The 26,414-nt window shown below is 53.2% G+C and carries 20 protein-coding genes, 1 tRNA gene, 2 rRNA genes and 2 pseudogenes; 15 read left to right on the top strand and 10 right to left on the bottom strand.

The window, feature by feature from the left end; translation table 11 throughout:
- The first annotated feature begins 323 nt into the window (after window positions 1-323).
- The 9 genes and pseudogenes from AC3CHX_RS21570 to ltrA all read left to right on the top strand — a co-directional run bounded on the left by AC3CHX_RS21570 (window position 324) and on the right by ltrA (window position 10,601).
- A 23S ribosomal RNA gene (locus AC3CHX_RS21570) occupies window positions 324-3,199 on the top strand.
- A gap of 173 nt (window positions 3,200-3,372) precedes the next feature.
- A 5S ribosomal RNA gene (gene rrf / locus AC3CHX_RS21565) occupies window positions 3,373-3,485 on the top strand.
- Between the two features lie 104 nt (window positions 3,486-3,589).
- Window positions 3,590-4,000, top strand: coding sequence for an IS66-like element accessory protein TnpA (tnpA, locus tag AC3CHX_RS21560; RefSeq protein WP_488629140.1), 411 nt, complete (start codon window positions 3,590-3,592; stop codon window positions 3,998-4,000).
- Window positions 3,997-4,332 carry an IS66 family insertion sequence element accessory protein TnpB gene (tnpB, locus tag AC3CHX_RS21555; protein ID WP_488629139.1) on the top strand — a complete coding sequence of 112 codons (336 nt, stop codon included), beginning with the start codon at window positions 3,997-3,999 and terminating at the stop codon, window positions 4,330-4,332. Before tnpA ends, tnpB begins: the two co-directional genes overlap by 4 nt.
- Before the next feature lie 68 nt (window positions 4,333-4,400).
- Window positions 4,401-5,936, top strand: coding sequence for an IS66 family transposase (tnpC, locus tag AC3CHX_RS21550; RefSeq protein ID WP_488629138.1), 1,536 nt, complete (start codon window positions 4,401-4,403; stop codon window positions 5,934-5,936).
- 636 nt (window positions 5,937-6,572) lie between these two features.
- Window positions 6,573-7,103 (top strand): annotated as a pseudogene (locus tag AC3CHX_RS21545) (recombinase family protein); the annotation flags it as partial.
- A gap of 49 nt (window positions 7,104-7,152) precedes the next feature.
- On the top strand, window positions 7,153-8,142 hold the full coding sequence (locus AC3CHX_RS21540) for a recombinase zinc ribbon domain-containing protein (protein WP_488644897.1): 990 nt from the start codon (window positions 7,153-7,155) through the stop codon (window positions 8,140-8,142).
- Window positions 8,105-8,700, top strand: a pseudogene (locus AC3CHX_RS21535) (group II intron maturase-specific domain-containing protein); the annotation flags it as partial. The gene AC3CHX_RS21540 and the pseudogene AC3CHX_RS21535, both read left to right, overlap by 38 nt.
- Before the next feature lie 554 nt (window positions 8,701-9,254).
- Window positions 9,255-10,601, top strand: a complete 1,347-nt coding sequence (gene ltrA / locus AC3CHX_RS21530; protein WP_488630034.1) for a group II intron reverse transcriptase/maturase — start codon at window positions 9,255-9,257, stop codon at window positions 10,599-10,601.
- Between the two features lie 329 nt (window positions 10,602-10,930).
- Here ltrA and AC3CHX_RS21525 read toward each other — a convergent pair whose 3' ends face one another.
- From AC3CHX_RS21525 to AC3CHX_RS21515, 3 genes are all read right to left on the bottom strand, one after another.
- Window positions 10,931-11,566, bottom strand: a complete 636-nt coding sequence (locus AC3CHX_RS21525) for a 2'-5' RNA ligase family protein (RefSeq protein ID WP_488630033.1) — start codon at window positions 11,564-11,566, stop codon at window positions 10,931-10,933.
- 310 nt (window positions 11,567-11,876) lie between these two features.
- A complete protein-coding gene (locus AC3CHX_RS21520) occupies window positions 11,877-13,040 on the bottom strand; it encodes a DUF8189 domain-containing protein (RefSeq protein WP_488630032.1) in 1,164 nt (387 codons plus the stop codon).
- 161 nt (window positions 13,041-13,201) lie between these two features.
- Window positions 13,202-14,326, bottom strand: a complete 1,125-nt coding sequence (locus AC3CHX_RS21515; RefSeq protein ID WP_488630031.1) for a DUF8189 domain-containing protein — start codon at window positions 14,324-14,326, stop codon at window positions 13,202-13,204.
- A 611-nt stretch (window positions 14,327-14,937) separates the two neighbouring features.
- On the opposite strand from AC3CHX_RS21515, the gene AC3CHX_RS21510 reads away from it, so the two are divergent.
- Entirely contained in the window at window positions 14,938-15,228 is a 291-nt protein-coding gene (locus AC3CHX_RS21510; RefSeq protein WP_488630030.1) for a GYD domain-containing protein, read from the top strand.
- A 78-nt stretch (window positions 15,229-15,306) separates the two neighbouring features.
- Here the strand turns inward: AC3CHX_RS21510 and AC3CHX_RS21505 are convergent, their stop codons facing one another.
- Window positions 15,307-15,441 carry a hypothetical protein gene (locus tag AC3CHX_RS21505; RefSeq protein WP_488630029.1) on the bottom strand — a complete coding sequence of 45 codons (135 nt, stop codon included), beginning with the start codon at window positions 15,439-15,441 and terminating at the stop codon, window positions 15,307-15,309.
- A gap of 38 nt (window positions 15,442-15,479) precedes the next feature.
- Window positions 15,480-15,554 (bottom strand) — tRNA-Arg (locus AC3CHX_RS21500).
- A 570-nt stretch (window positions 15,555-16,124) separates the two neighbouring features.
- Here AC3CHX_RS21500 and AC3CHX_RS21495 point away from each other — a divergent pair.
- From AC3CHX_RS21495 to AC3CHX_RS21485, 3 genes are all read left to right on the top strand, one after another.
- Window positions 16,125-16,280, top strand: coding sequence for a hypothetical protein (locus tag AC3CHX_RS21495; protein ID WP_488630028.1), 156 nt, complete (start codon window positions 16,125-16,127; stop codon window positions 16,278-16,280).
- Window positions 16,281-16,418: 138 nt separating this feature from the next.
- On the top strand, window positions 16,419-17,576 hold the full coding sequence (locus AC3CHX_RS21490; RefSeq protein WP_488630027.1) for an ABC transporter substrate-binding protein: 1,158 nt from the start codon (window positions 16,419-16,421) through the stop codon (window positions 17,574-17,576).
- A gap of 397 nt (window positions 17,577-17,973) precedes the next feature.
- Window positions 17,974-19,881 (top strand): ATP-binding cassette domain-containing protein, encoded by a 1,908-nt coding sequence (locus AC3CHX_RS21485; RefSeq protein WP_488630026.1) that lies wholly within the window; start codon window positions 17,974-17,976, stop codon window positions 19,879-19,881.
- 68 nt (window positions 19,882-19,949) lie between these two features.
- Here AC3CHX_RS21485 and AC3CHX_RS21480 read toward each other — a convergent pair whose 3' ends face one another.
- Together AC3CHX_RS21480 and murJ are read right to left on the bottom strand one after the other, a co-directional pair.
- Window positions 19,950-20,798 carry a SirB1 family protein gene (locus AC3CHX_RS21480; protein ID WP_488630025.1) on the bottom strand — a complete coding sequence of 283 codons (849 nt, stop codon included), beginning with the start codon at window positions 20,796-20,798 and terminating at the stop codon, window positions 19,950-19,952.
- A gap of 46 nt (window positions 20,799-20,844) precedes the next feature.
- Window positions 20,845-22,392 (bottom strand): murein biosynthesis integral membrane protein MurJ, encoded by a 1,548-nt coding sequence (murJ, locus tag AC3CHX_RS21475; RefSeq protein WP_488630024.1) that lies wholly within the window; start codon window positions 22,390-22,392, stop codon window positions 20,845-20,847.
- 340 nt (window positions 22,393-22,732) lie between these two features.
- Between murJ and rpsT the strand changes: the two genes are divergently transcribed.
- The gene (gene rpsT, locus AC3CHX_RS21470; protein WP_488630023.1) at window positions 22,733-22,999 is read left to right on the top strand and encodes a 30S ribosomal protein S20; all 267 of its coding nucleotides are present in this window, start codon (window positions 22,733-22,735) and stop codon (window positions 22,997-22,999) included.
- A 244-nt stretch (window positions 23,000-23,243) separates the two neighbouring features.
- Here the strand turns inward: rpsT and AC3CHX_RS21465 are convergent, their stop codons facing one another.
- The 3 genes from AC3CHX_RS21465 to AC3CHX_RS21455 form a co-directional block, all read right to left on the bottom strand.
- Window positions 23,244-23,711 (bottom strand): DUF192 domain-containing protein, encoded by a 468-nt coding sequence (locus AC3CHX_RS21465; protein WP_488644896.1) that lies wholly within the window; start codon window positions 23,709-23,711, stop codon window positions 23,244-23,246.
- A 180-nt stretch (window positions 23,712-23,891) separates the two neighbouring features.
- Entirely contained in the window at window positions 23,892-24,257 is a 366-nt protein-coding gene (locus AC3CHX_RS21460; RefSeq protein WP_488630022.1) for a hypothetical protein, read from the bottom strand.
- 61 nt (window positions 24,258-24,318) lie between these two features.
- On the bottom strand, window positions 24,319-24,891 hold the full coding sequence (locus AC3CHX_RS21455; protein WP_488644895.1) for a pseudouridine synthase: 573 nt from the start codon (window positions 24,889-24,891) through the stop codon (window positions 24,319-24,321).
- 144 nt (window positions 24,892-25,035) lie between these two features.
- On the opposite strand from AC3CHX_RS21455, the gene icd reads away from it, so the two are divergent.
- Entirely contained in the window at window positions 25,036-26,289 is a 1,254-nt protein-coding gene (icd, locus tag AC3CHX_RS21450; protein WP_488630021.1) for an NADP-dependent isocitrate dehydrogenase, read from the top strand.
- Window positions 26,290-26,414: the final 125 nt, after the last annotated feature.

Here is a 26,414-nt window from a genome sequence, read left to right as displayed (position 1 = left end):
ATGGCAGTGGAAGAAATATCAAACCTAAGTCGATTATCACCTTATGCGAATAAGGTGTGGTTCGGATTTAGGTTTGATCTTTTGAAGATCATTGGCTGTTTTGTTCTTTAACAATCTAGAAGAAGTAAAGATTCGTCCATGATGCGACAGCATTGTGGATGGGTATGATTGTATCAAATCAAAAAGTATGTAAAGAGTTCTCAAAAGAGCATGCGCTAAGCATGCAATGCGAAAACACTTTGGATACGGCAAACGCTAAACTCATAGAAATACCTCTATAACCGCTTTTTGTCTGTGAACGCAGGCAGAAGCTAACGTTATAGGGACAAGTGAATAAGTGCACATGGTGGATGCCTTGGCGATTACAGGCGATGAAGGACGTAGTAGCTTGCGATAAGCTGCGGGGAGCGAGCAAACACGCATTGATCCGCAGATTTCCGAATGGGGAAACCCACCCTTTTAGGGTATTGCATACTGAATACATAGGTATGCAAGGCGAACGTGGCGAACTGAAACATCTAAGTAGCTACAGGAAAAGAAATCAACCGAGATTCCCAAAGTAGTGGCGAGCGAAATGGGAACAGCCTGCAAGATTTAGCATCAGCGATAATGGAACACCCTGGAAATGGTGGCCATAGAGGGTGATAGCCCCTTACATGAAATCGGTGGTGTGGAACTAAGTTTGCGACAAGTAGGGCGGGACACGTGTAATCCTGTCTGAACATGGGGGGACCATCCTCCAAGGCTAAATACTCGTAATCGACCGATAGTGAACCAGTACCGTGAGGGAAAGGCGAAAAGAACCCCGGAAGGGGAGTGAAATAGATCCTGAAACCGTGTGCATACAAACAGTAGGAGCGGACTTGTTCCGTGACTGCGTACCTTTTGTATAATGGGTCAGCGACTTACATTCAGTGGCAAGCTTAACCGTATAGGGAAGGCGTAGAGAAATCGAGTCCGAATAGGGCGTTCAGTCGCTGGGTGTAGACCCGAAACCAAGTGATCTACTCATGGCCAGGATGAAGGTGCGGTAACACGCACTGGAGGTCCGAACCCACTAATGTTGAAAAATTAGGGGATGAGCTGTGGGTAGGGGTGAAAGGCTAAACAAACTTGGAAATAGCTGGTTCTCTCCGAAAACTATTTAGGTAGTGCCTCAAGTATCACCATCGGGGGTAGAGCACTGTTATGGCTAGGGGGTCATTGCGACTTACCAACCCATTGCAAACTCCGAATACCGATGAGTGCGAGCTTGGGAGACAGACGCCGGGTGCTAACGTCCGACGTCAAGAGGGAAACAACCCAGACCGCCAGCTAAGGTCCCAAAGATTGGCTAAGTGGCAAACGAAGTGGGAAGGCTAAAACAGTCAGGAGGTTGGCTTAGAAGCAGCCATCCTTTAAAGAAAGCGTAATAGCTCACTGATCGAGTCGTCCTGCGCGGAAGATGTAACGGGGCTAAGCCAGTCACCGAAGCTGCGGATATCAATTTATTGATATGGTAGGAGAGCGTTCTGTAAGCCTGCGAAGGTGTCTTGTAAAGGATGCTGGAGGTATCAGAAGTGCGAATGCTGACATGAGTAGCGATAATGGGGGTGAAAAGCCTCCACGCCGTAAGCCCAAGGTTTCCTGTTCAACGTTCATCGGAGCAGGGTGAGTCGGCCCCTAAGGCGAGGCAGAGATGCGTAGCTGATGGGAAGCAGGTTAATATTCCTGCACCGTCGTGTGATGCGATGGGGGGACGGATCGCGGAAGGTTGTCCGACTGTTGGAATAGTCGGTTTTTGGCTCAGAGAAGGCTGTTAGGCAAATCCGGCAGCGTAATTCAAGGGGTTGAGACGAGTGAACTTGTTCACGAAGCAATCGGAAGTGGTTCCAAGAAAAGCCTCTAAGCTTCAGTCACACGAGACCGTACCGCAAACCGACACAGGTGGGCGAGATGAGTATTCTAAGGCGCTTGAGAGAACTCGGGAGAAGGAACTCGGCAAATTTGTACCGTAACTTCGGGATAAGGTACGCCCCGGTAGCTTGACTGGCTTGCGCCATGAGGGTGAAAGGGCTGCAATAAAAAGGTGGCTGCGACTGTTTAATAAAAACACAGCACTATGCAAACACGAAAGTGGACGTATATGGTGTGACTCCTGCCCGGTGCTGGAAGATTAAATGATGGGGTGCAAGCTCTTGATTGAAGTCCCAGTAAACGGCGGCCGTAACTATAACGGTCCTAAGGTAGCGAAATTCCTTGTCGGGTAAGTTCCGACCTGCACGAATGGAGTAACGATGGCCACACTGTCTCCTCCCGAGACTCAGCGAAGTTGAAATGTTTGTGATGATGCAATCTACCCGCGGCTAGACGGAAAGACCCCATGAACCTTTACTGTAGCTTTGCATTGAATTTTGAACCAATCTGTGTAGGATAGGTGGGAGGCTTTGAAGCGTGAACGCTAGTTTGCGTGGAGCCAACCTTGAAATACCACCCTGGTTTGTTTGAGATTCTAACCTTGGTCCGTTATCCGGATCGGGGACAGTGCATGGTAGGCAGTTTGACTGGGGCGGTCTCCTCCCAAAGTGTAACGGAGGAGTTCGAAGGTACGCTAGGTACGGTCGGACATCGTGCTAATAGTGCAATGGCATAAGCGTGCTTAACTGCGAGACTGACAAGTCGAGCAGGTACGAAAGTAGGACATAGTGATCCGGTGGTTCTGTATGGAAGGGCCATCGCTCAACGGATAAAAGGTACTCTGGGGATAACAGGCTGATTCCTCCCAAGAGTTCATATCGACGGGGGAGTTTGGCACCTCGATGTCGGCTCATCACATCCTGGGGCTGTAGCCGGTCCCAAGGGTATGGCTGTTCGCCATTTAAAGTGGTACGTGAGCTGGGTTTAAAACGTCGTGAGACAGTTTGGTCCCTATCTGCCGTGGGCGTTGGAAATTTGAAGGGGGCTGCTCCTAGTACGAGAGGACCGGAGTGGACGAACCTCTGGTGTACCGGTTGTCACGCCAGTGGCATTGCCGGGTAGCTAAGTTCGGAAGAGATAACCGCTGAAAGCATCTAAGCGGGAAACTTGCCTTGAGATGATATTTCCCGGGAACTAGATTCCCCTAAAGGGTCGTTCGAGACCAGGACGTTGATAGGCTGGGTGTGGAAGCGTAGTAATACGTTAAGCTAACCAGTACTAATTGCCCGTGAGGCTTGTCCCTATAACCTTAGCAGGTTATATGGTGAGCTTATTTGTTTGCCAGAAATGTGCAATCATACCCAGTGCTGCAGGCACCTGATCAATCAGGTCTCTGCAGTACAAAAAACATACTTTACTTCTTCCGGATTGCGTTGCTTGTTGCCCTATCGGGAACAAACAACACTACAGTTTATGCCTGATGACCATAGCGAGTTGGTACCACCCCTTCCCATCCCGAACAGGACCGTGAAACGACTTTGCGCCGATGATAGTGCTGCAACCAGTGTGAAAGTAGGTCATCGTCAGGCTCTTATTAGAAAACCCTCCCCGAGAAATCGGGGAGGGTTTTTGCTTTGGGGGTAAGCCCCCGGCGATCCCATCTTGAAGTGACGTGCTAGCTTCTGCGAGGATCGTGTCCACCAACAATTTAAGTGGACACGTGTACGCCATGGAAGAGCATATCGATGTTTCACCGGCCAGGCGCCGGCAACATAGCCCAGAGTTCAAGGCGGAGGTCGTCAAAGCCTGCAGTCAACCAGGTATTTCAGTCGCAGCAGTCGCACTGCGCTATCGATTGAATGCCAATCTCTTGCGACGTTGGGTCGCTGCGCAGGCGCAACGAGATGGTATCGCCCAGGCGCGACAAGCGATGACGGCTGCGGTTCCCGAATTCGTACCACTGCAACTGCCCCCGGCGCCGTCCGCCGCAGCCATGCAGGAGATCGTGATCGAAGTCCGGCGTGGCGCTGCGACGGTCACGGTCCGCTGGCCGACTTCGGCGGCTGCCGACTGCGCAACCTGGCTACAAGGCTGGTTGCGGTGATCCGCATCGACACCATCTGGCTGGCAACCGAGCCGCTGGACATGCGGGCCGGCACCGATACGGTGCTGGCGCGGGTGGTCAAGGTGTTCGGTGCGGCCCGGCCGCACCATGCCTATTTGTTTGCCAACCGCAGTTCGACGCGCATGAAGGTACTCGTCTATGACGGCTTCGGCATCTGGCTCGCCGCGCGTCGATTGAACAAGGGGCGGTTCGTCTGGACCAATGGGCAGACGGCCATCGCCGTGCCGCTCAACGCCGAGCAGCTTCATGCGCTCGTCATCGGGCTGCCGTGGAAGACGCTGGCTGACGACCATGAAATTGCGGTGGTGTAGCACTTTCTGCACAAAGACGTAAACTGTTTCGATTCCCTGGTGCGCCCGGTTCTGGCAAACTTGGGTGCATGACCTCCATCGCAGACCTCGACACCCTCAGCCCGGAACAGCTTCGCCTACTGGCTGCCGAGCTGATCGTCACGGTCGGCCGGCGCGATTCTGAATTGCTTTACCGTCAAACGCGCATCGACTTGCTCACGCAGGAACTTGCCATGCTCAAGCGCTTTCGCTATGGCAAGCGTAGTGAGCAACTCAGTGTCGGACAGGCCAGCCTGCTCGAGGAAAGCGTCGACGCGGATCTGACCGCGCTGGAAATCGAACTCGACGCGCTGCAATCGCCGGCATCCGAGCGCAAGCCACGCGAGCAGCCGAAACGCGCACCCTTGCCGGCGCACCTGCCCCGCACCGACATTCACCATGAACCCGATGACCTCACCTGCGCGTGCGGCTGCCAACGGGTTCGCATCGGCGAAGACATCAGCGAGAAGCTCGACTACACGCCAGGCGTGTTCACGGTCGAACGCCATATTCGTGGCAAGTGGGTCTGCAAGCCCTGTGAAACACTGATTCAGGCACCCGTTCCCGCGCATGTGATCGACAAGGGCATTCCCACCGCAGCGCTGCTTGCATGGATTCTGGTGTCAAAGTACGCCGACCACTTGCCTCTGTACCGGCTCGAGCGGATCTTTGCCAGGGCCGGATTCGCCATTCCCCAATCGACACTTGGCGCATGGGTTGGCGTATGCGGCGTGCGCTTGCAGCCCATCGTCGAAACGCTGCGTGAAGAACTCTTGCAGCAAGCGGTCTTGCATGCCGACGAGACGCCGGTGCAAATGCTCAGTCCGGGCAAGGGCAAGACCCATCGTGCCTACCTGTGGGCCTATACCGCAACGCAATTCACCGATTTACGTGCCGTTGTGTATGACTTTGCAGAAAGTCGCGCCGGCGAGCATGCCCGCAACTTCCTCGGTGAGTGGCAGGGCAAGCTGGTTTGCGACGATTACGGTGGCTATAAAGCCGGATTCCAGCAGGGTATTACCGAAATCGGTTGCGCCGCCCACGCGCGCCGGAAGTTCTTCGACCTGCACGCCACCAACAAGAGCCAGATTGCCGAGCAAGCCTTGAAGTTCTTCGGCACGCTGTACGACATCGAGCGTGACATTGCCGACATCAACCCGTACGACCGGCGCGCGGTTCGCCAGGAACGCGCCAAACCGGTGGCCGACGCGTTGCACAGATGGATGATTGGCCAGCGCGAACGGGTGCCGGAAGGTTCTGCCATCATGAAGGCACTCGATTACAGCCTTAAGCGATGGGCGGCGCTCACGCGTTACCTGGATGACGGATCTGTTCCCATTGACAATAATTGGGTCGAGAATCAAATCCGGCCGTGGGCCATTGGTCGTTCGAACTGGTTGTTCGCGGGCTCATTGCGGGCGGGCCAGCGCGCGGCGGCCATCATGAGTCTGATCCGGTCAGCGCAGCTCAACGGTCACGATCCGTATGCCTATCTCAAGGATGTCATCACGCGGCTGCCGACGCAACGAGCGAGCGACATCGGCGAATTGCTGCCGCACCGTTGGAAGCCGGCGGTCCCGATCTAGCCTTAACGGCTTTGTCGTCAAGATGGGATCGCCGGGGGCTTACCTTTGGGGCGCCCAGCATGGGCGCACTCCCGGAGGTGCAAGTCCTCCCGTGAGCACAGCTACGGCTTTCAACCGGGTCGGCAGCATCATGGATCATGGAATCGCTCAGTCGCGGCACGAGGGCACGCCGAAAGGCGGTCCGCTTACGCCCACAACAATAGAGCAAACTCTCGGGTAAGATGGGGACTGCGCATTGCCCGGGAGAGCTTGGCCCCAAGGTTTGCGGGATGCCCGGATGTCGAGATTATCCTCGTCATTGAGGTCATTGACCCCACCAACGGGAAGGCTCAGTCATGACCCGACAACCGCGCAATTGGCGCGTTCGCCTGGCTTTCGAGCCGAATCGATTCTCCTGCGAACATCTCGAAAGGGTCTACGAGCATTTAAAGCCGACCCAGACGCGCACCACCTCAGAATCATCTCCACTTCAACCGGCTGTGACAAAGCGTCGTACTACCAAGCGAGGTGAGCGATGAGCCATGCAATGATGGTGGCGTTCTATGCCCGGGTGTCGTCCGAACAGCAAGCCAAACGCGGCACGATTGAAAGTTGGTGGAACGAATCGCGGTCGATGGCGAGCAGATCGTCGAGGACATGCGCTTTATCGATGCCGGAGTCAGCGGCGCAACGCTGATTCGACCGCAATTGGAACGGTTGAGAGACAGTGCTGCGCTCGGCCTGGTGGACCGTCTCTACGTCCAGTCTCCTGACCGACTGTCGCGGAAATATGCGCACCAGGCTTTGCTGATGGAAGAACTGTCGGCGTGTGGCGTGCAGGTGGTGTTTCTCAATCATGCCATTGGCGTGACGCCGGAGGAATCGTTATTGCTGCAGATGCAAGGCATGATCTCCGAATACGAACGCGCCAAGATTATGGAGCGTAATCGCCGGGGCAAGCTTCATGGGGCCAAACGCGGCAGTATCAATGTGCTGTCGACGGCACCCTATGGTTACCGCTACATTCGCAAACAATTCGATGGAGCACAGGCACAGTACGTCATCGAATTGCCACAAGCAGCGACGGTGAGAACCATATTCCAATGGATTGGGATGGAACGGCTGAGCATAGGAGAGGTGGCCCGTCGCCTTGCAGCAACGGGCATCGCAACGGCTACAGGCAAGCCGTACTGGGATCGTAGCGTCGTGTGGGGGGATATTGCGGAATCCCGCCTATATGGGGCGAGCTGCTTTCGGCAAAACGCAGTCTCGCGATTGCTTGTCCCGCGTCCGTGCGCAACGCCACAGCGCCGATGTGCCAAAAAATGGGTACTCAACCGTCCGTACAGACCCGAGTCACTGGATCGAAATCCCCGTGCCGGCGATCATCAGCGAGGCGTTGTTTCAGTCTGTTCAGGAACAGCTCGCCGAGAATCGGAAAACGGCGCGTCAGCGGTGCCATGGCGCGGTCTATCTGCTTCAGGGATTGGTCGTATGCGGCCATTGTCGCTACGCCTATTACGGCAAAAAGATCAGCAAAGCGGCAGCCAAAGGCCACCAGCGGCACTATGCTTATTATCGTTGTATTGGAACCGACGCCTACCGCTTTGGCGGCGAACGTGTTTGCGACAATCAGCAAATAAGAACGGACCGGCTCGATAACCTTGTGTGGCAGCAGGTTATTGAACTACTGGCTCACCCAGGACGACTAAAGAGTGAATATGAACGTCGGCTGAGTGTTCTTGAGAAAAAAGAAAAAACAAGTTCTGATACAGCATCTCTGGAACGGCAAAGGCTTCAACTCGAAAAGGGCAAGTCGCGACTCATCGACAGCTATGCCGAGGGTATGATCGACAAAGCGGACTTCGATCCGAAGATGCGGCAATTGAAGGTACGGCTGGAACAGATCGATCATCAGATTCAAGAATCACGGCGCAACAATGCTGGTCAAAGCGAGTTGTTCCTTGTGATTAATCGTCTCGAAGAGTTTGCATCTGCCGTGCATGACCGGTTGGACACAATCGATTTCGTAATGAAACGCGAGGTCATTCTCGGCTTGGTCAAGCGCGTCGAAATTCACAAAGAGGAGATACTCGTCGTGTTTCGGGTTGATCCAGATCCGGGGCTCAATGCCGACGAGAATTCGGCCAATTCAGACGTTGGAGAGAAAAGTATGCAAGATCGTACGCGGCGTACTGTCGCCGCCGCTGACGAACGTCCTGCTTGATGAAGTGGACAAGGAGCTGGAACGACGCGGTCATTGCTTTGCGCGCTACGCCGTTGCTATGCGAAGTTGCACCTGAAGGTCAACGAAAGCAAAAGCGCGGTGGCCAGCGTCTTTGGCCGCAAGTTTCTGGGTTACAGCCTGTGGGTAGCGCGAGGGGGTGAAATCAAACGGAAGCTAGCGGCCAAACCGCTGACCACGTTCAAGCAACGCATCCGGGAACTGACCCGACGATCCGGTGGGCGCAGCATGTCGGAAGTGGTGGAAAGATTGCGTTTTTATCTGCTGGGTTGGAAGGGGTATTTCCGGCTGGCGCAAACGCCCGGGGTCTGGCGGACACTCGATGAATGGCTGCGTCACAGGCTGCGGGCTATCCAGCTCAAGCACTGGAAACGCGGGACAACCATGCATCGGGAACTGCAAGCGTTAGGCGCAAGCGCCGAGGCAGCACGAGCCGTCGCGGCGAATAGCCGCTGTTGGTGGCGTAACAGTGACCGCCTTCTGAAGACGGTGCTGACGATCGCGTACTATGACCGTCTGGGAGTGCCTCGCCTGTCTTGACCTCAACTTCTCGAACCGCCCGGTGCGGACCCGCATGCCGGGTGGTGTGGCAGTTGCGCCTTGCAAGCGCATGAAATTCAGTTGCCTGAAATGGCAGCCGCGGCAAAGCTTAGCCAGCAGCCGTGTACCGAGTCTTGCGTGGTGTCCGGTAACGGCCACTGCGAAGCGTAGACAGGGAGGTTGTAGGCCGGAACATCAGTGAATGGAAAGATAACCCCGAAATCACACTGATCGAAGTAGCCGACTCTATCTGTCAATGGGGAAGGCAGTATTCCAGCACACGTCAGGGCAAGTGTGCTGGGATGCTTCCGGGGTTCGTACCGCCAGCATGCAACCAAAGGATTTCATGTGAACAAGGGAGATCCGTCAGGTTCAAGCGCAGCTTGTAAGGCCAGACGGGCCGAGAAGGCAGAATGGCCTGACGACCTGACGGAAGTCAGACTGGCTGATAGTACTCTGAGGTCGGGAGAGCCGATCACATGGGGAAGCGGCCAGCAGTAGTTGAATCGTTCGTGGGCAACATGGACTCCATACAAAGGGAGGTAAGGTCTTTTATGCAAAGAGAAGAATCACCCGCCATGGAAACGGGACTCGAACGAATAGCAGCGAAAGCTCGGTGTGAACCAGCCCTCCGATTTACCTCGCTGGCCCATTACATCACGCAAGATCGGGTGTGGACGAATCTGTGGAAGATTCCAAGTCGCTCGGCGGCAGGTGTGGATGGGCAGAAAGTGCCGGAGGCGAAGGAGAGCTTTGAGGACTGGATTGGGCCAATGCTTCAATCTGTCCACCGCCAAGGGTATCAGGCGCCGGATATCCGGCGTGTGTATATCCCGAAGCCCGGCAAACAGGAAATGCGCCCATTGGGTGTGCCGACTGTGGCCGACCGGGCCTTGCAGCGCAGTGTCGCCCAAGTCTTATCCGTCATCTACGAACAGGATTTTATGCAATGTTCGTTTGGTGGTCGACCTGAGCGGAATGCCCACCAAGCGTTGGCGACACTAAATGAAGTGGTCGCTGGTCGCAAAGTGAGTTGGGTGCTGGAAGCGGACTTGAAGAACTTCTTCGGGAGCTTGAATCACGATTGGTTGCTTCGATTTGTGGAGCATCGGGTAGGAGACCCGCGCATGATCAGTCTGATCCGGCGATGGCTCAAGGCAGGCGTACTGGAAGACGGAAAGGTGCATCAAAGTGAGGAGGGAACCCCGCAAGGCGGTTCGATCAGCGTGTTGCTGAGTAACGTGTACCTGCATTACGTGCTTGACCTGTGGTTTGAACGCGTGGTGAAGCGGCACTTGCAGGGCAAGGCTTACTTGGTGCGCTATATCGACGACTTTGTGATCTGTTTCCAATACGAGTCCGATGCACGACGGGTTCAGGACGCTTTGCGCAAACGATTGGAGAAGTTTGGCTTGGCTCTCGAACCGACGAAGACCAAGCTCGTCGCGTTTGGCCGCTTTGCGCAACGGGATGCGGGTAGTTATGGAAGGAAGCGGCCAGAGACGATCTACTTTCTGGGCTTCACCCTGTACTGCACGCGAAACCTGAAGGGCAGATTCAAAGTAGGGATGCGCACGGAGAAATCGCGATTGCGACGTAGTCTGGCGACCCTGCAGGACCTGATGCGACAGGTGAGGCATTTGTCGATTCGGGAACAGGCGGACAAGCTCAATCGGGTATTGCGCGGCCACTATGCTTACTATGGCATTGCCGGGAATTTCCGGGCGATGATGCAAGTTCATAGGGGAGTCGAGAGATACTGGCGCAAAATGCTGAGTAGCCGAAGTCGCTCAGGCGGCATCACATGGGATGCGTTTCATCAGATCAAGGCGCGGTTTCCGTTAATGCGACCAAAGCTGCATCTGCCCTATCGGGCGTTGCAAGCTATCGCGGTGCTGTGAATCAACTGCTGAAGAGCGTAGTGCGGGAAATCCGCACGCTACGTTCTGTGGGAACCGGAGGCGGGTGACTGCCTCCGGTGACCCGGTGGGCGCAGCCTTTACGGCTGCCCCCTATGCCGATGGGCAGCGCTTCCTGCCAGGCTTGACGGAACATCTTCGTGGATGCAGCTGGCGTCCTATTTACCCAGTCAGATTGCCTCTGCCGTCAACACGGACCTGAATGGAAGCTTACCTCTGTACTCGCCAACATCGCCGACCATCTGGCCAACCACATAGATGAATTCTTGTCATAGCACTTGGCAGGCCCGGCCGCATTGGACCAACGATTCCTAGTTGACTGCAGCGCCTGTCAAGTTGGTGCCAGCATGATGCTCATCACGCAAAGGCCACTTGCCTAGGACAGAATAAGGACACCGCTGGCCAATATGCCGGCGCAACAGCATGAACTCGCGCACATCCCATTCGACCGGCTCGATCGCATGTTTGAGAATCTTTTGGCTGTCATATAGCAAGGTCATGTGCGGTGTAAAACTTGTGGACATGCTCTTGAACCCGATACGGCGCAAAGTATCTACCAGGCCTTGATGCAGGGCCTCCAAACCAATTGCGGCCTGGCTACAGCAAAGGACAGTGGGATACCTTCCAGACACTTGGGATTTGCTACGGAAGGTCAGCACATTGTCGAACCGAACCGTAAACGCCTCTTGTGTAATTTGCGAAGCGGCCCAAGTTGCAGCAGCAAGCAGACCTTGCGGCAGCCCGACATGAGCGCCCAAGCCAAGAAGCGTAATGTGCAGCTGTCCGGCAGGCAACGGCACCCCTTGCATGGCACGCTTGAGGCGTAGCGCATCGGCTAAGTGCTCAATGCGCATAGCAACATGGATTTCGGGCAAGACCGCAAAAAAGAGGTGATCCGTCGGTTTTGGCGGAGAGTTAAAACCGGGCAGCGACATCTGGTTCGACATGAAGTGGGCCCTCTCACAAAATCGGACTCAGCTTGAGCCCTTTAACTAGTCTCCTCAAGCGTTCTCTTCAGCTCTGGATTGACTCATCCAACTGGACTGACAACCGTAATATTAAATTGAATTAGCACTTTGGGAGAGCCGTCGAGCCTAGAGAATCGTGCTTGTTTAGAAATGTGCTAGTGCGCCACCTGCAGAATTGGTCAATGTCGGCCAGTGCGAGAGGTCAGACTGGACCGGCGCGGCGGCTATTTGCATCAGCGCCTGTAGTGGCAACTGCTTGAATTGAATTTCGATCGTATTGGCCGCTCTTTTACATTTTGTGGTGGAATAACAGTTTTAAGCGCGTTGGCGCCTTTTGGATGAGACGAGAAAGCTGGTATGTAAATCCTGATTGAGGCGTGCCCGGATTCCAGTTGATGAAATACAGACTCCCATCGATGCTTGGGCTGAAGATAGCAACTTTGCCCAAGTTGGCGACGGCGCTCAGGTTGCCGGTGAAATTTGAATTTGCTACGCCTATGGCTTGCGCTTCTTTCCAGAATCCGACCCCCATAAGACTTTGTGAGATCAATAGAATCTGACCGGGAATGTTTTGAAATAGTATTTGTGGCGTGCCGTTATTGTCGATCAAAACCGGCACGTTTGTCGCTAACGGTTGATCTTGCTGGCTGATGGTTAAGGCGGTCCATGCTGCGTCTTGCGGAGAACAAAATAGCAGAGAAGCGTTAAGGCAGCGCATGTCAGCGTTGTAACCCGCATAGCATGGGTTCCCGCTAGCCGACATGCATGCAGATAGACCGTTGACGAACTGGGGATGGTCTGTGCCGATTACTTGGAACTCGCTCCAACTGTCGCCATCCGCAGATTGAATCGCTTGATACATCAAATTATCCGGACCCAATGCAACGACTTGTAAACACCACGTATTGGTGTTCAAAAAAACATTGAATCTAGCAATGGTCGTGAATTTTTCGTCGAGGATCGACCAGTGGCTCCAATTGATAGTGGCGCCTGGCTGGAGCTGAAAGGTGTGCCACAGATTGCCGTTGCTGTCGGCTGCGAATGCCCAAAGACGTTGATCTGCATTGACGGCCAGAATCAGGGATGTAGTGAAAATAATGCCAGACGGGAGCTCTCCGCCGATGGTCGCAAACAAGGTGTGGCTGCCTTGGAACGGTTGTACATAGCTGATCGCAATCTGCCGGTTTTCCATTAGAGCGATAACAGCGATGCGGCCATTCGGCGATGCCGCTACTGCGGGGCTGGAGTTGAGCGCGCCGGGGATAGCGCTCCATGATGCTGCGCCCGTTGAATCTATCGCACATAAACCCAAGTTATGGTCGGCATTTTGGACGAATGCAAACAGCGCGTTTCCCCAATAGATTACCGCGGCGGTGCCGTAGCAGCTCCCGCCTAAATTGCGAAACAATGCGCTGCTGGATGAGCTGATATTGACGGCTGCTTTTTTCTTCATGCACGTTGCCGCGTTACCTTCAATCCCAATGGCGATGAGAATAAGCTGAAGCCGGAAAAATGATAAAGCGCCGAAGTTTGCTGGACCTGGGATTCTTGATGTAAATAGCCGGCTCCTGCATGGAGCCGGCTAAGGTCAAAGCTGAGTAGCGATGCTGCTATTTAGCTGGGGGTGTAGTTGATATAGTAAAGCTGGCCGCTGCTTTTCCCACACTGGAATAGTGCCACGTTGCCATTATTGACGACGCCGGACAGTTGGCCGCTAAGATCGCCATTTTGCGAACCCACGTCTTGCTGGGGTTTCCAAAAACTAGTGGCCGCAGTGTTCTGCGAAAGGAGCAACACTTGACCCACATTGGTAGAAGATTGGTAAATCAACTGCGGAACGCCCTGGTTGCTCAGCATGATAGGCGCAGAAGTCGAAATTGGATTGTCGGATAGCGTAAGGTTGGTCCATGTTCCTTTTGAGTTGGGTCCGGAGGAGTACATCAGCGGATTTGCCGAGACGCCCGATTGACTATTGAAGCCTGAGAACACTGAAAGGGCGGTACTGGTGTTGTAAGCCGCTGCCGCGCCAAGCGTGAACTGTGGCGTAACTGACGGGAGAGTGCCGACCTGGGTCGGTGAGCTCCAGCCATCGTGGCCGCCGCCGGCGTATTGAACCATCTGGTATATTTGATTATCGGTGCCAATTGCAACTGCCTGCAAAGCCCCGGTATTGTTATTCAAATAGACTTGGAAAGAAGCGCTGGTCAAGAACGTACTTCCGAGCACCGACCAGTTGCTCCACGTGATCGTGGATCCTACACTGGTTTGGTAGCAGTGCCACATAGTGCCCTTGTTATCGAACATGAACGCTTCAATCCGATTATTGCTGTTCACCGCCAATACCGGTGAACCGGTCCAAGTAACCCCCGATGGCGTGCCGCCGGCGAAGTTGCTGAATCCGGTCTGGACCCCGCCAAACGGATCCACGTAATTAACTTCGACAACGTTGCCTTGCATCAGTCCGATCACGCCTAACGTGCCGTTAGGCGATGCTGCTGACGCCGGATTCGAGAGAAGCTGGCCGCCGAGCTTGGTCCACGAGCCTGATTCGGAAGGCGACACAGTACACATTCCCAGCGAATTATCGGTATTCCGTGTGAACGCAAACAGGTTGCCCGCATAATAGTTTGGCGCAGCGATCCCACGGAATGCGCCGCCAAGCGATGCCCATGTGGAGCTGGTAGACAAAGTTATTGACTTCAATGCTTTTTGTTGGATTTCAGTAAATTTGGTTGTCATTATTTCACCCTATTAGATTAATTGGTTTTATATCTAAAGCAAGATGTGAATATCATTACCTATCACTACCGTAACCGAACGTATTGCTGACGCGATAAGCCATGTAGACATGTACAGGGCTCATTTTCAAAACGCCCCCCCTGCAAAGTTGTAGCGGTCGCCCTTTGACTGGCTGCCACCGTCTATCTGCAAAATTAGATAGCCTAACCAATGTATATCAAAGGCAACTAAATACAACCTATCAGAAATGGCAGTTGACATCCCGATGGCCTGCAAGGGCCGGGCAGAAACCATCACGTTCTACCGTTTTTGATCAACGAAAGGGGAAGTTGGTGCGACATCTTCTGAAAGTACGGACCGGTGGGGCCGTCTAATGTCGTGTTCCGTACCGGGCAGTCAGACCGGGGTCAGATTCACCAGCCAGAACAATAAGGATTGGGCCATCGAGCACAGCGTTGCGGCCTTGATATTTTCCCCTTGCGGCCTATATTTATTTTGATACAGGATCCATGCTCTGAGGCTGAGGCCATGGCGGCCTTCCTCGACGCCTCAGCAATACCCCCAGTGACCGCCGGTTTATTCACGCAACTTGCACAGCAAGGAGAATAGCTATGTCTGCCTATATCACGTTGGTGAATTTCACCGACCAGGGTGCTCGCAACATCAAAGATTCACCTGATCGTTTCGAGGCATTCAAAGCGTCGGCCGAAAGTAAAGGCATCACGGTGAAAAGTGCGCATTGGACGACAGGCGCTTACGACCTTGTATTGGTTTCGGAAGGCCCCGAAGATGCCATGATGTCCTTGAATCTGAAAACGGCCAGCTTGGGGAATGTCCGCACGCAGACACTGCGCGGATTCACCGTCACCGAGATTCGCAAGCTGTTGGCAGGTTTGACGTAAATCGCGTTGCAGCGTTGATTCCTTGAGCGGCAATCCTTCCTCTAGCGGCGGAACGCCGTTGGGCCGATGCTCATGCTTTCACTGACGTGCTGCATGCAGCATCCAGAGGTCATGCTGGTCGACCATCCTGGCAAGTTCACGTACATTGAGTTTTTTTGCTAGCAGCGTGATCGCATCGTGCCGCGTATCGTGAAAAGTCAGCTCTTCAATCATGCTTGCGGCAATTTTTGGGAGCACCTGAAAAAGCTGGGTGGTCCCGCCAACAGGAATCGGACCTGTATCTAGCGCTTAGGAGGCACTCGTTCTATCCATTGAACTATGGCGAGGGAGAGAGATTTACGGCGTGGAACAAGTCTTTGATTTTAATGGCTGAATTCAATTAATTCAAAGACTTGCAGATGTTTTTCGCTTCTCTCCTTATCATTCTTTTTCATGCTAAATCATGCGCTCTAACGTTGGTTGTGCTACAGCTTTACTACAATCCCCGACCGCAAAAAAAAGATCGTATGGCATCCAACTTGGCTGTAGGCAAACGTTGGCGCGCTCAAGTTCGCATCAAAGGCAAGAGTATAGCAAAAACCTTTAGAACTAAGCGCAGAAACGGAGAAATGGGCACGCGCTACCGAGATAAGTATTGATTCAGGGAATTCTGCGGCGTTAAAGCTGAGCCGGGTACTGTTAATTGAGCACTACCGTACTGGCGTCGGTGGCTACACGGTTGACATGGAGTTATCAAGACTCGGCACAGTCTTGCGGCATATGGCCGGCATGCTGGATGCCAATATTCCGGATACAGTAGCGAAGGCAAGACCAATGCTGAAACATTTAATCTGGTCGAGGCCGGGGAAAAAACGCGAACGTCGGCCATCTGCCATCGAATTGGCGACGATTTTTGCGTGAGCGCACTGTTTGAGGCCGGATGGGAGATCCCCGAAGTGGCGGTTGTGACCGGGCATAAGGATTGGTGTAACTTGAAACGTTATACCAACCTCAAGCCTGAAGATGTCGCGGAAAAAGGGCGAGTAATTATTTCTCCGAAAAAAACGGCCTAGGCCGCACTTATCAAGAGTTGGATATAAGTGCTATGTCGAAAGTGTCTGTTTGGCAAACAGTTGCACATTTAGTATTTACGTTAAAATACGTAACAAATCCTCTTCTCTTAACGCAATCACCTCTGTCCGGGCTATCGAATGTTGCTGACTTTATTAAAAACTGCATCACTGCGCTCTTTTTTCGCCATGACAGCCCTGGTTGCGGCGCTGGGTTCGGGTCCTGCCATCGCCCAGACGCAGGATATTGTGGTTGGACAAGTAGCGCCGCTTTCCGGCGTGCTCGCTGATACCGGGCGTGAGATGGTGCTGGGCGGCCAGATTTATTTTGACTACATTAATGCGAAGGGCGGCATCAAAGGCCGGCGCATAAAGCATGTGGTGAAAGATGATGCGTATCAGGTCGAAAAAACCGTCGCGCTGACCCAGGAGCTGCTAGATACAGACAAGGCAGTCGCCTTATTTGGCTACGCAGGCACCGGCAATATAGGCAAGCTGCTGCAAGATGGCGTGCTGGCCAAGGCCAACGTGACGCTCATCGCACCGTACACCGGCAGCGAAACCCTGCGCACCCCGTTTAATCCCTACATATTCCATTTGCGCGCCGGCTATGCAGACGAGACTCGCGTGATGGTGGATTATTTCGTGCGCAACGGGATGAAACGCATTGCGGTGATGTATCAAGACGACGCATTCGGCAAAGCCGGTTTAGCCGGGATCGAAGCGGCGCTCAGACAGCAAGGGCTGAAAGCCGTTGCCCTTGGCAATTATCCGAAAAATACGGATGACGTGGCGCAAGCCGTGAAAACCATTGCTGCAGCAGACCCGCAAGCGATTGCCCTGATCTCGGTCAATAAATCCTCTGCTGCATTTATCAAGCAATACCATGCCACCGGCAAATCCCCGCTGATGTTCAATATTTCGGTGGTGAATGCGCAAGAGCTGGCGCGCCTCAGTGGCGCTGAAATGGTGCGCGGTGTCGCGATCACCCAGGTGGTGCCTTATCCTTTTTCCGACGTCATACCGGTGGTCAAGGAGTATCAGGCGCTACTGAAACAGTACGGTCCCAAAGACGCAAAACCGTCCTACACCAGCTTTGAAGAATTTTTAGGCGCCAAGGTACTGGTCGAAGGTCTAAAGCGCAGCAAGACGATCAGCCGCGAAGGTTTGATGGCTGCTCTGGTCAGCCTCAATTTTGATACTGGCGGATTTCAGGTGACTTTCGACCCGAAAAACCGGGTGGGGTCGAGTTTTGTTGATATTACCGTCATAGGGCGGGATGGCAAGTTGATGCGCTAGCCGACCACACTGCCGCTAGCATTGCCTGGTTCACCCCCCCGGAAGCCCTTGCGCGCCAACCGGCTTTTCTGTCCGCCCCGCTGGCACCGGCCGGGTGTACTCAAGCGGCGTTACTCAAGCTGCCGGAAATCGTTGAACCACCCGCATGTCCGCTTTTGGCTGAGCATACAAATGACGACAGTCGCCATCTAATACATATTGCGTTGATTTTCATTTCAACTACGGGCGACCAACGACAGCGACACGCGGCCGACTACCCGTAATATGCAACAACAAGCACCTGTCAAGTACACAACTAATAGCGATATGGCCTCGGCTATCGGTACAATGCGCACTTCATTCATTTAATTGGCTGCGTAGTGATTTCCGCAGACTTTCTTTTTTCTGGTTTTCTACTATGGCAGTCATTTCTATCACCAATGCGCAGCTTGCGTTCGGTCACGTTGCGCTACTGGATCGCGCTGAATTTTCTCTGGATACGGGTGAGCGGGTCGGCCTGATCGGTCGTAACGGCACTGGTAAGTCATCCTTGCTAAAAACCATCGCCGGGGTTTCCAGGCTGGACGATGGTTTGATGGTGATGCAACAGGGCATCAAGATCGCTTATGTTGACCAGGAGCCGCATTTTGTGCCTGAGATGTCGGTGTTTGATGCGGTGGCGTCCGGAATGGGGGAGATGCAGGCTTTATTGAACGAATACGACGCGCTGACAGGTCAGTTTGGCGGCGATGACGACGACGCCATCATGGAGCGCATGCATGAGATCCAGAGCAAGCTCGATGCCGCCGACGCCTGGAGCCTGACGAACAAGGTCGAGACTACGCTGGACCGGTTGAGCCTGAATAAAGACTCGTTGATGGGAACGCTGTCAGGCGGGATGCAAAAACGTGTCGCCCTGGCCTGTGCGCTGGTAAGTGCGCCGGATGTATTGCTGCTCGATGAACCGACCAACCACCTGGATTTCAGCTCGATCATGTGGCTTGAAGGATTGTTGCGCGATTACAAGGGCAGCGTCCTGTTCATTACCCATGATCGTAGTTTTCTGGATAACGTGGCGACGCGCATCATCGAACTTGATCGGGGCCGGATTCTGTCTTTTCCCGGCAATTTCACAGCGTATCAGGTACGTAAGGCTGAGCAACTGGAAATTGAAGAAGTCGAAAACGCCAAGTTTGACAAGTTTCTGGCACAAGAAGAAATCTGGATACGCAAAGGTGTGCAAGCCCGTCGTACACGCGACGAGGGCCGCGTACGGCGTCTGGAAGCGTTGCGTCTGGATCGCAACGCGCGACGTGATCAGCAAGGACAGGTCAAGCTGGATGTGTCGGCCGGCGAACGCTCCGGCAAGATCGTCGCCGAGTTAACCGATGTCAACAAAGCCTTTGGTGACAAAGTGATCGTACGTGATTTCACTGCGACCATTTTGCGCGGTGACAAGGTTGGTCTGATTGGACACAACGGCGCTGGCAAGACCACGCTGTTGAAGCTGATTCTGGGTGAAGATCAACCGGACAGCGGCGCGGTCAAGCAAGGGACCAAGCTGCAGGTCGCATACTTCGACCAGATGCGCGCGCAGTTGAACGATGAAGCCAGTTTGGCAGACACCATCGCGCCGGGTAGCGACTGGGTCGAGATCAATGGTCAGCGCAAGCATGTGATGACGTATCTGAATGACTTCTTGTTTGCGCCTGAACGCGCACGGTCGCCAGTTAAGTCGTTGTCCGGTGGCGAGCGCAACCGGCTGTTGCTGGCGCGTCTGTTTGCCAAGCCGGCCAACGTGCTTGTGCTGGATGAGCCGACCAATGATCTGGATATCGACACATTGGAATTGCTGGAAGAGTTGCTGGAAGATTATAAGGGCACAGTGTTCCTGGTCAGCCATGACCGGACTTTCCTCGACAACGTGGTAACGCAAGTGATTGCCGCCGAAGGAGACGGATTGTGGCGTGAATATGTCGGTGGTTATAGTGATTGGGAGCGTGTCCGTCCTAGCCCGGCAACGTTGGCTGCCAAAGCGAAAGGAGAGGCGAAACTTGAGCCTAAAGCCGAAACCGCGCAGCCGCCGGCGCCTAAGCAGAAAAAGCTCAGTTACAAGGAGCAGCGCGAGCTGGAAGAGTTGCCTGTGCTGATTGCGAAGTTGGAAGCTGAGCAAAAAACCATTACCGAGCAGTTGGCTGATCCTGAGTTGTATGTCAAGAAGCCGGATGAAGTAAAACGCTTGAATGTGCGTTTTGCCGAACTCGATGGATTGTTGCTGGATGCGCTGGAAAAGTGGGAAGTGATTGACGCGCGTAGCAAAGGTTAAGTCAGAAGACACGGGCATGCCTGGATTTAGGTGTGCCTGCTGAAGCTGACTCTGAGCCAAGCAATTTATTAATTCAGTCGCTTGCAGGCTTTTCGCAGTTCACTTGCCTGCTCGCGCAACGCGGCCGCATCTTGTGCATGCGGTCGTTGCATCAGATAGTTTTCAATATCGTCGAGTGCCGCTTGTGGACAGTCCAGGTGCGCAAACGCAAGGCCACGATCGCGCAGTTCAACTGCGTCATTCGGTAATAGAATCAGCAACCGCTGCTGTAGTATCAGCAGGCGCTCCCATTGCTCTCCCTGCATGAATATTATTTTCAGATTACGCAACATGCGTACCAAAATTTCGTGCGGTTGCGCATTTTGCAAATATGGCTGTAGCGATATTTTCTTTTCTTGGCCCTGATTGGGCGCGTGTCGCAAATACGGCTCCAGTCGCTCTTCCAGCTGTTCGTACGACAGGCTGACCCCATTCAGCGGGTCAATGATGATATCGCCGGACGGGACCGTTAACTTCATCAAAAAATGCCCCGGGAAGGAAATGCCGCGCACTGACAAGCCGACCTGCTGCGCCAATTCAATGTATACAACAGCCAGGGAAATCGGAATTCCGCGCCGTGAGGCAATAACGCGTTGCAGGTAGCTATTGTCCGGATCGTAATAATTATTGACGTTGCTAGCGAAGCCCAACTCTTGGAAAAAGAAATGATTCAGCAGTTGTAGCTTTTGGATCAGTGAGGCGTCGGAGTGCATGCGTTGCCGCAATATATTTGCAAACTGGTCCAACTCGATTTGCGCTGCCGTCAAGTCCAGCTCTGGATAAGCATCTTGCGCGATCGCAAGTGCCGCTTCAAATAGCGGCACATCGTTGGCCTGTTGTACCAGCGTCGTAAAGTAGTCTAGGGACGAGATCTTCATAGTGTCCATGCTACCAAAATATGTTCAAGGTCGTTTAGCTGAATGGTCAGCGCGAGATCCGTTTGAAATCGCGAAAGCGGAATCCCATTGCGAGCAATGCCCCGAAATAGGCGACCCCGCAGGCTGCAAGGACGACCAGCAATGCGCCGACGCGTGCTATGGAACTGGTATGGCCGACCCAGTTGAATTGGGCCGCACTCCATAGCGCGACCGCGGCCATGAGAAGGAGCGCGCCAAGCAGGCGCATAAAATATAAAATCCAACCTTTTTCCGGTTTGTAAATGCCACGACGGAGCAGGCTCCACAGCAGCAGGCCGGCATTCAGGCAGGCGCCGATACTGATTGACAGCGCTAGCCCGGCAACTGCAAAAATGGGGACAAAAATAGAGTTCATCAGCTGCGTGGCAATCAACACCCCGATGGCAATTTTGACGGGGGTTTTGATATCTTGTTTGGCGTAAAAGCCGGGCGCCAGAATTTTGACGACAATCAGACCAATCAAACCGACGCCATAAGCGATCAGAATTCTGCTGGTCATGGCGACCGAGATGGCGTCGAATTTTCCGTGATGAAACAACGTCGCCGTTAGCGGAACGGATAGGGTGGCAAGCCCGACCGCAGAAGGTAGCGCCAGCAGGAAGGTCAGTCGTAAGCCCCAGTCCAGTAGCGACGAGTATTCGCCATGATCGGCGGCGGCGTTGGCTTTGGACAGGCTGGGCAGCAATATCGTGCCGAGTGCAACGCCCAGCAGCGCTGTCGGGAATTCCATCAGGCGATCGCCATACGATAACCAGGAGACGCTACCGTGTGGCAGGCGTGATGCAATATTTGTATTGATCATCAGACTGATCTGGGCGGCGGAGACAGCAAAGACCGCAGGCCCCATTTTTTTGAGTACGCGTCTCACACCGCTGTCACGCAGACCGACAAAGGGGTTAAACATAATGCGCGGAAGCATGCCGATTTTGCGTAGCGCCGGGATTTGAATCGCCACTTGCAATATGCCGCCGACCAGTACCGCCAAAGCCATTGAGTAGACTGGCTGTGCCATGTAGGGCGCGACGAAAAGCGAAGCGACGATGAATGCCAGATTCAACAGGACGGAAGTGAGCGCCGGGATTTTGAATTCGTGCCAGGTATTCAGAATGCCGCCCGCCAATGCCACAAATGACATGAAGCCGATATACGGGAACATGATGCGTGTCATCACTACCGACGCATTGAACGCGTGCGGATCATTTTTCAGGCCGGTTGCAATAAAATAAATGAGCAACGGTGATCCGAGGATGCCGATGATGCAGGTAAACAGCATCGCCCACGTCATGACGGTGGCAACATGATCGACCAGGTGCTTGGTCGCGTCCTGACCTTTCTTGTTTTTGTATTCGCCCAGAATTGGCACAAAAGCTTGGGAAAAAGCACCTTCTGCGAATAATCGACGCAATAAATTAGGGATGCGGAAGGCGATATTAAATGCGTCGGTGTAGGCTGAGGCGCCAAAAGTAGACGCAAATAAAATTTCGCGAATCAGGCCCGCCACACGCGACAACATCGTCATGCCAGAGACGGTGGCAAGCGTTTTATGCAAGTTCATGGAGCGGCATTATAGCCGCTGATGTTGCCGGCACACAGCTTTGTCACAAAGCCTTGCGGGTTGGTGTGTCGCGGCGGTATCTGTATATCGACTATATGCAATGGCTTAGGCCGATGGGGCCAGCTGCGCCGTCAATCCCTGTGGGAAATTAATGGAAAGATATTTTTCTGCGATCGGGCGCTATGCTTGTTGCCGGGCGACCGCAAAATGCGGAGACAGTCAAGATTGATTTGCCCATTGCTAAAAATGTGGTTATAATCCGTGGCTTTACAGAATTCTGCGTCGCGGTCTGGTTTGTTTTGCCGCGTAAGCATTCCCGACCTCGTTTTAGGAAATATAAATGGCAAATACCGCACAAGCACGTAAGCGTGCTCGTCAAGCAGTCGCTCAAAACCTGCATAATTCCAGCCAGCGCTCGACTCTGCGTACAGCAATCAAAGCTGCTCGTAAGGCAATTGCTGGTGGCGACAAAGCTGCTGCAACTCTGGTTCTGCAAAATTCCGTGTCGACTATCGACCGTATTGCAGACAAGAAAATCATTCACAAGAACAAAGCGGCACGTCACAAGAGCCGTCTGAACGCAGCTCTGAAGGCACTGGCAGCGTAAGCATATAGACCGTCGGCTAGTCTGGCGGTTATTGCTGAATACAAAGAAATCCCTGGATAACTTCGGTTATCCAGGGATTTTCCTTTTTATTTTCACTTCGCGCAGCATGCGGCCGTTGGGCGAAGCCTCGCCGGGCCCAGGCCGATCAAATCTGTGGCATACGAACTACTGGGCTCCCCCGTTGGGATAAAGTCGGCTAGCGTATATCGCATATTCGGACTAGCTCGATAGGCCTGAGCACTGACTATGGTTGCGGCAAACCTTCAATCACCGTACCGGGTTTGAGGTGTCTTTGCTTGAACCAGCCTTGATTCATTTCCAGCGCATAGAACGCAGCTTTTTCAGCGCAGTGTGAATCCAGGGTCTGCGCCTTCATCTCTTCTATGTTGATGATTGCGCCTTTTTTGTCCAGAAAAGCAACGGATAGCGGGATCAGCGTGTTCTTCATCCACATGCAGACGCCAGCCGGCGCGTCAAATACAAACACCATTCCTTCGTTAGGTGCCATCTGTTTGCGGAACATTAATCCCTGTTCACGCTGCGCTTCGTTCGAAGCAACTTCGGCGTTGATCAGGTGTATGCCGGCATTTAGTGAAATAACTGGGAAGCGCTGACTTTGCTGAGCAGCTACAGTTGGGATAACACCGAAAGTGGCGCTTAGGACTGCCAGTACGAATGCCGTGACGGCTAGAGGTGCGCGATATCTACTCATGTTGATAGGGTCCTTTTTTTGATTCAAAGGATTATACAGAGTGGTTGCATCGAGAGGGTGGTGAGGTAGCCATACGGAAAAGAATGGTATTGATGCAAGATTGCATTTTCGTATCTAGAAACTGGCGGCAATAAAAAAGACAGGCAGCGCCTGTCTTTTTTATTGAAGCTGATGCCTGAATTACTTGGCAGGAGCAGCAGGAGCATCAGCAGCTGGCGCGGCGTCAGCTGGAGCAGCTTTAGCTTTGGCTTTGTGCGCTTTTTTGTGTGCTACTTTCTTTACTGCTTTTTTAGCAGGAGCTGGAGCTGCAGCAGCAGGAGCGTCTGCAGCTGGAGCAGCAGCAGGAGCGGCAGCATCAGCAGCGAAAACGGAAGTTGCGAACAGGCCAGCTACCAAAACAGCGATCAGTTTAGACATTTTAGAATCCTTTTGATTATTAATCATGTAAGTGCATCGATGATTCATTCGAATCACTGACATTAACGGTGAGGTTGGCATCTGGTTGACAGGCTTTTTTGAAAAAAAGCAAAAAATAATGTTTTTCATAAACATGCAGGCTGGCCGCACGTCATCTGCGAAGAAAGCGACAGCGACATTCTTTAGCCAGTTAGTCTTTCTTCAGGCGAGTCAGCTCAGATGGATCGATTTCGCTGAACTCACCAGGCCAAAGCGGATGACTTTCCAAGGAAATTTTCCCGATGGCGATCCGGACCAAGCGTAGCGTTGGCAAGCCAACTGCTCCTGTCATCCGTCGTACTTGTCGATTCTTGCCTTCGGTGATGGTCAGCGCCAACCAACTGGTGGGCTTATCGAGTCGTTCGCGGATTGGCGGGGTGCGCGGCCATAACCAGCCCGGTGCTTCAATTTTCCGCACTTCACATGGTTGTGTCACAAAGTCGCCCAGATCAAGTCCGTTTCGCAACTGACTCAGCATTTCCTTGTCAGGAATGCCTTCGACTTGGGTTAAGTAAGTTTTCGGTTGCTTAAGGGCGGGATGACTGATGTTGTGTTGTAGCTTGCCATCGTCGGTCAGCAATAGTAACCCCTCACTGTCGGCATCAAGCCGTCCTGCCGGGTAAATGTTCGGGATGGTGAGATAGTCAGCCAGGGTCTCGCGTGTCGGGTGCGGTGAGAACTGGCACATTACCTGAAAAGGTTTGTTGAATAGGATGAGAGGCATGCCGTAGTGTCGCAAAAATGTAGCGCCTAGTAAAATACTAGTGCATAATACGAAATGACTGTCTTATGTCTTATATAAGACTAGGCTTAATGTGAAAGCTAAGCATTCGAGCCGACCTTTTCGCCTTAACTCTGGAGATACCGAATGTCCCAACATATCAAAGTGCCTGCTGAAGGCAAAAAAATCACCGTTAACGCCGATTATTCGATCAATGTTCCAGACAACCCAATCATTCCTTACATCGAAGGCGATGGCACCGGTGTGGATATCAGCCCGGTCATGATCAAGGTCGTGGATGCGGCGGTTGCCAAAGCTTACGCTGGCAAGCGCAAGATCAGTTGGATGGAAGTGTATGCCGGTGAAAAGTCGACCAACGTCTATGGTCCTGATGTCTGGCTGCCGGAAGAAACCCTGGCTGCTATCAAGGACTACGTCGTTTCGATCAAAGGCCCGTTGACTACCCCGGTTGGCGGCGGTATCCGTTCGCTGAACGTGGCATTGCGTCAGGAACTCGATCTGTACGTTTGTCTGCGCCCAGTGCGTTATTTCAAAGGCGTGCCATCGCCAGTGCGTGAGCCGGAAAAAACTGACATGGTGATTTTCCGTGAGAACTCAGAAGACATTTACGCTGGTATCGAATGGCAAGAAGGCAGCGAGGGCGCCAAGAAGCTGATCGATTTCCTGATCAAGGAAATGGGCGTCAAGAAGATTCGTTTCCCGGAAACATCCGGTATCGGCATCAAGCCAGTATCGCGTGAAGGTACCGAACGTCTGGTGCGCAAGGCGATTCAATACGCAATCGACAATGACAAGCCTTCCGTGACCATTGTTCACAAGGGCAACATCATGAAGTTCACCGAAGGTGGCTTCCGTGATTGGGCATATGCATTGGCGCAAAAAGAATTCGGTGCAGAGTTGATTGATGGCGGTCCATGGGCGAAATTCAAGAACCCTAAGACCGGTCGCGAAATCATCGTCAAGGATTCGATCGCTGATGCGTTCCTGCAACAGATTCTATTGCGTCCAAACGAGTACAGTGTGATTGCAACGCTGAACCTGAACGGCGACTATATTTCTGACGCGCTGGCAGCGCAAGTTGGCGGTATCGGTATTGCCCCGGGCGCTAACTTGTCGGACTCCGTTGCGATGTTTGAAGCAACCCACGGTACCGCACCAAAATATGCCGGCAAAGATTATGTGAACCCAGGGTCGCTGATTCTGTCGGCTGAAATGATGTTGCGTCACATGGGCTGGCTGGAAGCCGCTGACCTGATCATCGCATCGATGCAAAAATCGATTTCGTCGAAAAAAGTCACTTACGACTTCGCCCGCCTGATGGAAGGCGCGACACAAGTTTCGTGCTCGGGCTTTGGCGACGTGTTGATCGAGAACATGTAAATCAGTAAAGCGATATGAAATATGAAAAGGCCGGAACCTAGTTCTGGCTTTTTTTTGCCTGTTGCGGGGCTTGCGTAATTTACGCGGTCAGCACATAAAAAAACCCCACCGAAGTGGGGCTTTTT

This window comes from Glaciimonas sp. OK215, assembly GCF_057787885.1.
This window is presented reverse-complemented; position numbering and strand designations above follow the sequence as displayed.